The organism is Paraburkholderia sp. SOS3 (genome assembly GCF_001922345.1).
GTDB lineage: Bacteria > Pseudomonadota > Gammaproteobacteria > Burkholderiales > Burkholderiaceae > Paraburkholderia.
In genome coordinates this window covers 244664-256101 of sequence record NZ_CP018811.1, presented here as the reverse complement: position 1 = coordinate 256101, position 11438 = coordinate 244664, and the positions used below count along the sequence as shown (strand labels likewise).

At 62.6% G+C, this 11438-nt stretch carries 11 protein-coding genes and 1 tRNA gene; 3 read left to right on the top strand and 9 right to left on the bottom strand.

All coding sequences use genetic code 11. The features are described from left to right. Positions 1–31: 31 nt before the first annotated feature. The gene (locus BTO02_RS01130) at positions 32–1900 is read right to left on the bottom strand and encodes a phosphoenolpyruvate carboxykinase (GTP) (RefSeq protein ID WP_075155453.1); all 1869 of its coding nucleotides are present in this window, start codon (positions 1898–1900) and stop codon (positions 32–34) included. 498 nt (positions 1901–2398) lie between these two features. Here BTO02_RS01130 and BTO02_RS01125 point away from each other — a divergent pair, with 498 nt between their 5' ends. Beyond that, positions 2399–3412 (top strand): D-2-hydroxyacid dehydrogenase family protein, encoded by a 1014-nt coding sequence (locus tag BTO02_RS01125; RefSeq protein ID WP_075158505.1) that lies wholly within the window; start codon positions 2399–2401, stop codon positions 3410–3412. A gap of 21 nt (positions 3413–3433) precedes the next feature. On the opposite strand, the gene BTO02_RS01120 is transcribed toward BTO02_RS01125, so the two are convergent. Then, entirely contained in the window at positions 3434–4300 is an 867-nt protein-coding gene (locus tag BTO02_RS01120; protein WP_075155452.1) for a patatin-like phospholipase family protein, read from the bottom strand. A 64-nt stretch (positions 4301–4364) separates the two neighbouring features. Next, the gene (locus BTO02_RS01115) at positions 4365–4769 is read right to left on the bottom strand and encodes a PaaI family thioesterase (protein WP_075155451.1); all 405 of its coding nucleotides are present in this window, start codon (positions 4767–4769) and stop codon (positions 4365–4367) included. A 222-nt stretch (positions 4770–4991) separates the two neighbouring features. Between BTO02_RS01115 and BTO02_RS01110 the strand changes: the two genes are divergently transcribed. Continuing rightward, positions 4992–5067, top strand: a tRNA-Lys gene (locus tag BTO02_RS01110). Between the two features lie 358 nt (positions 5068–5425). Further along, complete coding sequence (locus tag BTO02_RS01105) at positions 5426–5824, top strand: lysozyme inhibitor LprI family protein (protein ID WP_075155450.1); 399 nt, start codon at positions 5426–5428, stop codon at positions 5822–5824. Between the two features lie 162 nt (positions 5825–5986). Here BTO02_RS01105 and BTO02_RS01100 read toward each other — a convergent pair whose 3' ends face one another. The 6 genes from BTO02_RS01100 to BTO02_RS01075 form a co-directional block, all read right to left on the bottom strand. Continuing rightward, positions 5987–7006, bottom strand: coding sequence for an aldo/keto reductase (locus tag BTO02_RS01100; RefSeq protein ID WP_075155449.1), 1020 nt, complete (start codon positions 7004–7006; stop codon positions 5987–5989). Between the two features lie 164 nt (positions 7007–7170). Further along, complete coding sequence (locus BTO02_RS01095; RefSeq protein WP_075155448.1) at positions 7171–7914, bottom strand: SDR family oxidoreductase; 744 nt, start codon at positions 7912–7914, stop codon at positions 7171–7173. A gap of 286 nt (positions 7915–8200) precedes the next feature. Next, complete coding sequence (locus tag BTO02_RS01090; RefSeq protein ID WP_075155447.1) at positions 8201–9040, bottom strand: anti-sigma factor family protein; 840 nt, start codon at positions 9038–9040, stop codon at positions 8201–8203. After that, a complete protein-coding gene (locus BTO02_RS01085) occupies positions 9037–9555 on the bottom strand; it encodes an RNA polymerase sigma factor (protein WP_075155446.1) in 519 nt (172 codons plus the stop codon). The genes BTO02_RS01090 and BTO02_RS01085 overlap by 4 nt, the downstream gene beginning before the upstream one ends. 160 nt (positions 9556–9715) lie before the next feature. Continuing rightward, positions 9716–10510: an anti-sigma factor family protein gene (locus BTO02_RS01080; protein ID WP_232243419.1), complete on the bottom strand. Its 795-nt coding sequence runs from the start codon at positions 10508–10510 to the stop codon at positions 9716–9718. Positions 10511–10605: 95 nt separating this feature from the next. Then, entirely contained in the window at positions 10606–11421 is an 816-nt protein-coding gene (locus tag BTO02_RS01075) for an ABC transporter substrate-binding protein (protein WP_075155444.1), read from the bottom strand. Positions 11422–11438 lie beyond the last annotated feature (17 nt).

Sequence of the window (11438 nt, the reverse complement as noted above, 5' to 3'; positions counted from 1 at the left end):
GTCACCCGTCATGCACCAAAACGATCGCGGCCTACGCGGCGAATTTTCGCTCCAATGCCGAGCGCGTATCTTTGAGTGCGACCGGCAACCCGTGTTGCAGCGTCTCGAAGAGGTCCGAGTGCAGCGCGAGCTCGGCTTTCCAGGCGGCGTCGTCGAGTGAAATCACCTGCTCGAACTGCTCGCGCGTGAAATCGAGACCGCTCCAGTCGATGTCCTCGTAACGCGGCGAGAACCCGAATGCATGCTCGACCGCGGCCGCGCTGCCTTCGATACGGCCGACCATCCATTGCAGCACACGCATGTTTTCGCCGAAGCCTGGCCAGACGAACTTGCCGTCCGGCCCCTTGCGGAACCAGTTCACGCAAAAGATTTTCGGCATCGGCGTATTGAGCTTCGCGAGGCGCGCGCCGGTTTTGAGCCAGTGGTCGAAGTAGTCGCTCATGTTGTAGCCGCAGAACGGCAGCATCGCGAACGGATCGCGCCGTACGACGCCCTGCTTGCCCGCCGCGGCCGCGGTCGTCTCGGAGCCCATCGTCGCGGCCATGTAAACGCCTTCGACCCAGTCGCGCGCTTCCGTCACGAGCGGCACCGTCGTCGAGCGCCGGCCGCCGAAGACGAACGCATCGATCGGCACGCCCGCCGGATTCTCCCAATCGGCATCGACCGATGGACACTGCGAGGCGGGCGCAGTAAACCGCGCATTCGGATGTGCGGCCTTGCGGCCCGATTCCTTTGCGAGTTCAGGCGTCCAGTCGTTGCCTTGCCAGTCGATCAGATGCGCGGGCGGTGTGTCGGTCATGCCTTCCCACCAGACGTCGCCGTCGTCGGTCAGCGCGACGTTGGTGAAAATGACGTTCTCCTTCAGCGTCGCCATCGCATTGAAGTTCGTCTTCTCGCTCGTGCCCGGCGCGACGCCGAAATAGCCGGCCTCCGGGTTGATCGCGTAAAGACGTCCATCGGTGCCGGGTTTGATCCACGCGATGTCGTCGCCAATCGTCGAAATCTTCCATCCGTCGAGTCCCTCTGGCGGAATCAGCATCGCAAAATTGGTCTTGCCGCACGCGGATGGGAACGCGGCCGCGACGTAGTGCTTGCGGCCCTCCGGCGACGTGACGCCGAGGATCAGCATATGTTCGGCAAGCCACCCCTCGTCGCGGCCCATCGTCGAAGCGATGCGCAATGCAAAACATTTCTTGCCGAGCAGCGCGTTGCCGCCGTAACCGGAGCCATAGCTCCAGATCTCGCGCGCCTCGGGAAAATGCACGATGTACTTCGTATCGTTGCATGGCCAGCGCACGTCCTGCGCGCCATCCGCGAGCGGCGCACCGACCGAATGCACGCACGGCACGAACTCGCCGTCTTCGCCGAGCACGTCGTAGACCTTGCGTCCCATGCGCGTCATGATGCGCATATTGGCGACCACGTACGGACTATCGCTGAGTTCAACGCCGATATGCGCGATCGGCGAGCCGAGCGGTCCCATCGAAAACGGCACGACGTACATCGTGCGGCCACGCATCGCGCCGTCGAACAAACCGTCGAGCGTCGTACGCATCTCGCCAGGCTCGATCCAGTTGTTGGTCGGGCCCGCATCTTCGCGATGCTTTGAGCAGATAAACGTGCGATCTTCGACACGCGCGACATCCGACGGGTCCGAACACGCGAGATAGGAATTCGGGCGTTTCGCGGGATCGAGCTTGCGCAGCATGCCCGCTTCGACCATCTGTGCGCACAGCCGGTCGTATTCCTCCTGCGAGCCGTCGCACCACTCGATGCGCGCCGGCTTCGTCAACGCGGCGATGCGCTGCACCCATTCGATCAGTTTGCGGTTTCTAACCCATGCAGGCGCATGCACGTCGACCTGAGTGGATTGGCCTGCCTTGAACGCGGGATGATTCATTGAGCTGTCTCCGTTTTAGAAAAGTAATTGAAAACGGTACACGCCCAGCGACGCCGCATTGCGCCTTGTCAAAACGGCGCAATACCGGAGCGCGATCGACGCATCGACCACGCACGACACCGGCGCATCAGCGCGTCATGCGTGGCGCGCGATCCCGCAGGTCGCAAAGGCCATCAGCGTGTTGCACCGCGTGTGGTCCCGCATGGGGTCCGCTGTCGATCCGCCATCGCCTCGCCGCGATGAAACGGGTTGTAAAGCGGCTTGCGCGGACATGCAACAAACTGTTAAAAACGAGGTCAGTTATGTTTTCCGTCATACGAAGCTGCCGTCGAGTTGCACGACGAACGTCACGACGCGCGTAATGCGACCGTGCAAAAGGGCGGCGTCTGTACGGTAAAGCATCTATCAAGCCCGGCATGTTCCCTACAGCACACGTGGGACATGCAAGCGCCGGTTTCCGTTCCGCACCCTGATGGTGCGCCGCAAAACACTCTCGCCATGAAGATTGCCATCCTCGACGATTACCAGGACGCTGTCCGTAAACTCGACTGTTTTCAACTGCTCGCCGACCACGATGTCAAGGTCTTCAACAACACGGTGCGCGGACTCGGTCAACTCGCGAGCCGCCTCTCGGAAGTCGATGCGCTCGTGCTGATTCGCGAACGCACGCGCATCAATTCGCAACTGCTCGACAAGCTGCCGCATCTGCGCATGATCAGCCAGACGGGCAAGGCGTCGAGCCATATCGATCTCGATGCGTGTACCGAGCGCGGCATCGCGGTGCTCGAAGGCGTCGGTTCGCCGATCGCGCCTGCTGAACTGACGTGGGCGCTGATCATGGCTGCGCAGCGTCGCATCCCGCAGTACGTCGCGAATCTGAAGCAGGGCGCGTGGCAACAGTCGGGGCTCAAGACGTCGGCGATGCCGCCGAATTTTGGCCTGGGCCAGGTGCTGCGTGGGCAGACGCTCGGCATCTGGGGCTATGGAAAGATCGGGCGGCTCGTTGCAGGTTACGGCAAGGCGTTCGGAATGAACGTGCTGATCTGGGGCCGCGAGCATACGCGCGAGGCTGCGAAAGCAGACGGCTACAACGTCGCGGAAAGCCGCGAGGCGTTCTTCGAACAAAGCGATGTGCTCTCGCTACATCTGCGTCTGCATGACGAGACGCGCGGCATCGTCAAGCAGGAAGACCTGATGCGCATGAAGCCGACGTCGCTGCTCGTCAACACGAGCCGCTCCGAACTGCTCGAGGAAAACGCGCTCCTGGGCGCGCTGGCGCACAACCGGCCGGGGATGGTCGCGATCGACGTCTACGAAAGCGAGCCTATCTTGCAGGGCTATAGCCTGCTGCGAATGGAGAACGTGATCTGCTCGCCGCACATCGGCTACGTGGAGCGCGAAAGCTATGAGCTGTACTTCAGCGCGGCCTTCAAGAACATACTCGCGTTCGATCAAGGCGACACGTCGAGTGTCGCGAATCCGCAAGCGTTGCAGCTCGTGCGGCGAAAGTAAGCGACGTCGATCCAGGCGACGTCAATCGCGTGTTGCGGCGCCGAGCAGTTGCGGCAAGTGTTGCAGGAACTGCTCGCCGTCGGCGCGTCCGAGGTTGTAGGCGTGCTGCATCTGCGACGCTCTCGTGTAATCCCAGCTCGAAATCGGCACTTTGCGGGACGGCTGCACGTAGAGCCGCCGCTGGTTGCCGTGCGGCACAACGAACATCCGCGGCCTCGGATAGAGACGCGTCACCATCACGAGCACGTCGCCTGACGCTTCGTCGAGCGCGCCGACCGGCACGTTGTCGACCATGCCGCCGTCGAGCACCGGCCGCCCATTGCGCCGCAATACAGGCGTAAACGGCGGCGTGCAAGACGATTGCAGGACCAGGTCGGCCAGATCGTCGACGCTCGCGCAATCTTGTGCGCGCACGAATTCCGGATGAAAGCCGAGTGTCTGGCCGAGCGTCGGATGCAGTGTCTTGCGCACGTATTTCTCGATGTTGTACGCGATCAATCCTGCGGCGACGGCGCTGCGCGCGCCGAGCCAGCGCGGCAGGTGCGATACGCCGACACGAATCTCGGGCGCGTGCGCAAGCTTGCCGAAATTTTCGCCGTAGATGTCGAGCAGTGCCTGTCGATAGATGCGGTAGTGAGGGAACACCGATCGGCCGCGCAACAGATTGCCCCAATAGGCGTTCTTCGTGTTGTCGCGCAGCGCGTGCTCGTAGTAGCGCATGACCCATTCGGCGTCGCGCGTGTACAGCATGCACGCGGTGGCCGCGCCCGCGGAAATGCCCGCGATCACGCGCGGACGGATGTGCAACTCAGGTTGAACGATGTCCCAGAAACCCGCTTGCCACCAGCAGCGATTGCCGCCGCCTGCGAATACGACTTGATCGAACATCGGTCTGGTTGTGGTGTTGTGCGCGGAATCAATCGGTAGCTTCGCGTAACTTCGATCTCTCGCATCAATCGGGCAACGCGTGCGTCGTCGTTGCATGGACCGCCATTTTGCCGTCTTCGTCGACGAGTTCGACTTCACCGAACACGAGATTGCGGCCGAGTTTGAGCACGCGCGCGGTGACGAGCACATCGCCTTTGCGTACCGCGCGCATGAAGCTGATGTTGAGCGACACGGTGGTCATCGGCTTGAAGCCGCCGAGCGCCGCCGAGATGGCAACGACCATCGCGGCGTCGGCGGCTGCCATGAAAACCTGTCCGCAAATCACGCCGCCACTGTGACGCAGTTCGCCGGAGAACGGCAAGCGCAGCGTCGCGCTTTCGTCATTGGCGTTCACGGGCGCGAGACCGACCGCGCGCACCCAGGGCGCGAGTACCCGGTTGAGCAATTCCTGAACTGCGCTTTCGTCCATCTTTCGTCCTTGGTCCGGCCCTCGGAGATACGCAGTGCGTGCGGCGCAGCGCGAGTGGCAAATGATACCGGGACGATTGTGCACGCGCGTTTTTAAGCGCTGAGCCCGCTTTGGGTGGGGCTTCGCTGCAGCGAAAGCGCGTTTCGCGGGTTTTTTCGCTTTTGCGACCTTGGAAAGGGCTAGGCAAGTGCGGAAAAATGCTGCATAATCTCGCTCTTCGTTGGGGCGTTAGCTCAGTTGGTAGAGCAGCGGACTCTTAATCCGTAGGTCGAGTGTTCGAGTCACTCACGCCCCACCAATAAATTCAAGCAGAAAGCCCGGTCTATTGGCCGGGCTTTTTGTTTTGTCGTGTCGCCTGAGGACAGACCGACCTGTCGGGTGGTTCAGCCTGTGTGCCGCAGTCGAATTCCGCCGTAGGTGAATCAAACAAACCCTCGACGCATTCCGCCAAACCTAGTATCCAAACCGGGCTTCCCTAAAAGGCCAGAATGCTCGCCCTCAATATCTGTCTCGCAGATAATCGCTAATGCGCATTCGTGCCATCAAGCTTCAAAACCGGCTCAGATACCGCCAATCAAGCGCTAACCACGGTACCTTTCAACGGCTCGCTCAATTGCCGAATTCCCCAATTAGCCAACCAGCAAGAGACCCATCCAATGCGCGCCTCGATCCCGTATACGGTAGCAGCACTCGTGCTCACCGCCCATCCCGCCTTCGCCGCCCAGCTCGACTGCGCGAACGCGACGGACCAGGCCACGCTAACCCAATGCGCGAACAACAGCCTGAAGGCTTCGGACGCAAAGCTCAACCAGACCTTCCGCGCACTACAGGCGAAAGTCAGCAAGCCGGGCAAGGACAAACTACAGAAAGCGCAGCGCGCGTGGATCGCATGGCGCGATGCGCAGTGCAATTTCAATGCGTCGGGCTCGAGCGATGGCAGCATTCACGGCATGGTCCTCGCGTCGTGTCTCGACGACCTCACGAAAGCCCAAACGAAACTGCTCGATAGCCAGTTGCACTGTCAGGAAGGCGACACCGCATGCGGCGGTCAATAAAGCGGTGAAGCAGCGCGGCATGACCGCGACACTCAGGGTGTGCCGGCCCGCAACAACGCACTCGATGCGCCGACCGCCGCACGCCCGCGCCAACGCCGACCGACCGCCAGGCCGGCCCGCAGAAGTCGGAAACCACCCGTCAGGCGCGCAGGCGATCAGGCTTTATCGATCGATCGGCAACGGCGCATTCTCCGCCACGAGCTTCTCCTGCCGCATCTCACGCCAGAAATCCGCCGGAATGACTTCGTTGACGGCAGCCTGATCTTCAGCAATCCGCTCCGGCTTGCTCGCCCCTGGAATCACCGCCGCCACCACCGGATTCGCAAGTCCAAACTGCACGGCGGCGGCCTTCACGCTGACGCCATGACGTTTCGCGATCGCCTTGATCTTCTCGACCTTCGCGACAATATCCGGCGACGCCTTCTGATATTCGAAGTGCGCGCCGCCGGCGAGAATACCCGAACTGTACGGACCGCCGACCACGATCTCGGCTCCATGCTTCGCGGCGGACGGCATCAAACGCTGCAACGCGCGCTCGTGGTCGAGCAGCGTATAACGCCCCGCCAGCAGAAAGCCATCGGGCTTCGTTTCGCTGAGATCGAGCGCAAGCTCGCACGGCTCGACGCGATTCACGCCAACGCCCCACGCCTTGATCACGCCTTCTTCGCGCAGCCGCGTCAGCGCGCGAAACGCGCCTTTGCGCGCCGTTTCGAACACCGACAGCCAATCGTCGCCGTAAAAATCCTGTGCGATGTCGTGCACCCAGACAATCTCGATGCGATCGGTCTTGAGCCGCTTCAGGCTATCTTCGATCGAACGCAACGTGCCGTCGGCAGAATAGTCGTTGACGATCTTGTTCGGACGCCCATGCGCGAACACGCCGCCTTTTTCCCCTTGCTCGCGCGCACTGACGTCTTCGATTTCATCGAGAATCACGCGGCCGACCTTCGAGCTCAACACGTACTCGCTGCGCTTGTGCTTCGCGAGAATATCGCCCAGCCGGATTTCAGCAAGGCCCGCGCCATAAAACGGCGCGGTATCGAAGTAGCGGATCCCGTGCTGCCATGCCGCTTCGACGGTCGCGGCCGCTTCTTCTTCAGGAATCGCACGGAACATGTTGCCAAGCGGCGCGGTGCCGAAACCGAGCTTCGTTCCGGCCGGCAGTTTGTCCTTTATGCTCATTGCTTGCTCCCATCGGTGAATGTCAATGCGATGCAGTGTAGGACGCCGAGGTCAGGCAGCCCAAGACGGAATCCGACATTAATCAGTCACCAAAGGCGTAACGCGCGCTGCAATACGAAAAAATACCGGAACCCGCGCCGGCCCGCAGCGACGCCCGCCTCGCCCTACACAAGCATATGCCCACCGTCGACGACAATGACCTGCCCCGTGCTGTAGCCCTGCTGCATCAGATACAGATACGCATTCGCGACCTCGCTCGCTTCACCGACCCGCTGCACGGGCAGCTTGTTCCCGACGACCTCATACAGGCCGTTGCGGTCGTCCTCGGTCATGTTGCTCCACAGGTTCGTGCGCAACACGCCCGGCTTCACCGCGTTCACACGCAGCGGCGCGAGTTCGACGGCCAGCGCGCGCGTCAGCGATTCCATCGCACCGAGAATGCTCGACGGAATCACCCATGTCGATAACGGCCGCGACGACGCCACGCCGCTCGTCAGCGTGATCGAACCGCCGGTACGCAGATAAGGCGCCGCGTATTTGACGGTGGTCACCGCGCCCCAGTAGCGCACGTCGAAGGCCTTGCGTGCCTCTTCGATGCTGAGTTCGGCGAGCGTCTGCAGAAACAGCGATTCGCCTGCGGTATAGACAAGATGGTCGAACGCGCCGACGCGCTCGAAGAAGGCATTGACGCGCGTTTCGTCGGTGAAGTCGACGGTCTCGCCGCGCGTGCCCTTCGGCAGCAGTTCGAGTGCGTCCTGCACGCGCCGCATATCGCTCGACGCAATCGTCACTTCCGCGCCGGCGCGCGCCGCCGCCTGCGCGACCGCGAGGCCAATGCCCGACGTGCCGCCAGCGATGACGACGCGGCTATTCTGCAGAGAAATATCAGTAGTGTGGGTGGTCTTCATGGGCAATCCGTGAGTCCGTTAAGGAGAAACGTTTAATCGGGTAAAGCAACCGGCTCGCGAGTGTACCCGGAGAATATTTTCTAATTCGCGCAATAAGCTATTACCCGTTTTCCGACATACGGTTGATATTTTTGTTTGCCCGACAATTACTTTGATCGACGCTTACTCACGCCGGCACGACGGCGATCCTGAACCGCACGCAACAAAACAAAAAGCCGACCGGCTCGCGCCGATCGGCCTTATAGCGACAAGCAAAGCGCCCGTCGAATTACGTTTACGCCGCGCTTTAACCCGCAGTCGCCCCGGTTAATTGCGCATAGACGTCGTGCGCAAGCTGCAGCATCACATTGCGATCGAGCCCGCCCGACACCGCATAGCCGAAATTGCCGTCCACCCAATAAAACACATTCACCGGGCCATCCTGATACAGCTTGAACGCGGTGGTATTCGCGCTCGTATTCCGGTGCGAAATCACGAGCGTCACGCGCTCGCCCTGCGCATTGCGGTACATGAACTGAGCCATCGGGCCGTCCTTGCCCGGCAGCATCCGGCCGCCGTCGAGCTGAAAGCCGCTTTTCGTCAGCATCGGCGGATGGACGTCGGTGCCGAGGCGGCTTGCGAGGATCTGCACGAAGTCTTCCTCGTGGCCTTGCCCCATCAGGTCCGATGGCCGTGTCACCGCGGGCATGTACACGACATGCGCGATGGCCACCCTGCGCGCGAACGTTTCGGTGCTGTCCGCGCTGACCGGCCGCGTATCCGAGGTCGAGGCGCCCATCCCCATCCAGCCGCCGCCCGGCACGCTCTTGCCCATATTCGTGCCGACGCCGATCCCGACACCGAGCACAAGCGCAGCCGCCATCCCCGCGAATTGCGGCCAGTTCATCGCCTCGCGCCAGTTGCGCGTCTTGCGCGGGCGCAGACGCGCCGGCACCGGCTCGGCAAGCACACGGTCGTAGCGATCGTGGAACATGCTGTTCAGCGAGAAGTAATCGCTGACCTTCGACGCGAGCGCCGGATTCTGCTCGAGTGCACGCTCCACCTGCTCGCGGCGCGCTTCGGAAAGCGCGCCGTCCACGTAGGCGTGGAGATCCTCTTCGCTGATCGGGGTTTGCTGTTCGCTCATCGCACCACCTGTAATTTCGCGCCGGGATGCGCGCCCGCCATCAATGCCCTGAGCCGCTCGCGGCCGCGCGACAGCCTCGACATCACGGTACCAATCGGAATGTCCAGCGCAAGCGCGACCTCCGTATAGCTCATCTCCTCGAGGCCGACCAGCAGCACGACTTCGCGCTGGTCCGCCGGCAACCGCTGCAGCGCGTAGTCGAGGTCGCGCACCTCGAGCGACTGCGTCTGGTTCGGCGACACCGCAAATTCACTTTCGACCACGCTCTCGTCGTCGACCGAGACGTGCACGGCCTTGGTCGACGCCTTGCGAACCTGATTGATAAACACGTTGTGCATGATCGTGAAGAGCCACGCGCGCAGGTCGCTGCCCTCCTTGAACTTCTCGGTCCGCGACAGCGCGCGTTCGAGCGTGTCCTGAACGAGGTCGTCCGAAAAGTCCCGGTTGTTGACCAACGCCCGCGCATAGCGGCGCAGACGCGGTACGTGTTCCATCAGTTCGTCACGGATGTCCATTCTCTATACCCGTCAGGGATCGCGGGCCGCGCACCTGCCCGGCGCACGACGGTTCTACCACTGCGAACAATATTCCAGCGATTCTATTCCCCGCCCATGTAACTTTCGTAAAAGGGTAGGATTCAAGCCGGCGCGAGGCCGCGCCGCGGCGTGCACGCGTTCATCGGAAGGTCGCCGCGTCGGCCGCGCGCATCAGGCCGTGCGTGTCGGCGCGGCCCGCCAGCACATAGCGCGTGCCGTTCTCGGTCCACGTGAGCAGCCGCCATTCGCCGACGCGATGGCCCATCCAGCGCGGCCGGTCGAAGACGAACGGCGCGCTCGTCGTCAGCAGCACGACCGGCTGGCCTTCCGCATTGCGATAGTCGAACTCCTGAGCGTCGGCGATCAGGCCGAGCCGCAGCGTCCTCGCCGATTCGAGCCGCCAGCCCAGCTGCGCGAACTCGGTCGAAAACGGGTCGCGATTCGCCGGAACGGGTTGCCGCGCCGTTGTCTGCGCCGACGCCGCTGCCCACTGCGCGTAGCTCATCACCGCCGCGGCGTTCAACTGACGATCGGAGACGAACGCGGTAGCCGCCCAGCCGCACAATGCCAGCACGAGCAAGGCGATGCGCTGCGCAACGGAGCCCGAGATGGCGCGCCAGGCGACATGCAGCGTCGCCCGCCAGCCGCGCGGGGCGGTGTTGCGCCGGCCGAACTTCACCGAATTGCCCGTGGCGGCCTGAGCGGAGGCATGTGGCATGAACGAACGCTGCATTTGCCCATTCAACCGGCGATAGAACGCGATCCGGCTCGCCTCGCCCGGCATCGCGCCGAGGTAGCGCTGCACGCGCGCGGCGCGCTCAGGCGACAGCGACCCGTCGGCAAACGCCTGGATGTCCGCTTCGGTCAGCGGTGAGTCGGTGGTGAAATCGCTATGCGCCATGATCTGAGCGTGGAAAAAGGTGCCTCTTCCCATGCGCAAACAGCGTCACGAGCCGCTTTATTCCCGATCCTGACGTCCGGCAAACGCCACTGTTGCGGACGGCACGGCGGGGCGCCACCGAACGCGGCTTATTTCGCCGATACGTCGATGTTCCCGAAGTACTTCCGCGCGAGGGCCTTCACGGTGCCGTCGGCCTGCACCGCGGCGATCGCCGCATTCAGCTGCTCGCGCAGCGCATCGTCGCCTTTGCGGATGCCGAAGGCGATTCCGCTGCCAAGAATCTTGTCGTCGCGAACCGGCTGCCCGACAAACGCGAAATCCTTGCCTTCGTGCCGCGACAGAAAGCCCGTCAGGCCGGCCGGCGCGAGCACGAGCGTCGCATCGAGGCGCCCCGAGCGCAGGTCCGCGTACACCTGGTTCTGATCCTGATACGGCACGACCATCACGCCGGCGGGTTCCCAGTGCGCCTTCGCGAAGGTTTCCTGAATCGACGCCTGCAGCACGCCGACGCGCTTGCCCTTCAGCGTTTCGGACGTCGGCAGCAGGCCGCTGTCCTTGCGCGCGATCAGCACGGTCGGCACGCGGTAAATGATATTCGTGAAGTCGATCGCCTCGCGGCGCTTGTCGGTCGCGTTCATCGCCGAATTGATCGCGTCGAACTTGCGGCCCTGCAGCGCCGGAATCAGCCCGTCGAACGACGTCTCGACCCAGCTGCACTTGAGCTTCGCAGCCTTGCAGACGGCGTTGCCGACGTCGATATCGAAGCCCTGCAGCTCGCCGTTCGGCCCCTTCGATTCAAACGGCGGGTATTGCGCCTCGAGGCCGTAGCGCAGCGTCTTCACGTCGGCGGCTTGCGCCGGCAGCGGTGCAACCGCGGCGGTGAGCAAGGCGAATGCGCACGCAAGCAGCAACGCGCCCGATAACCGGTTTCCTGGCAGCTTCATTTCGACTTTCTCCCTTT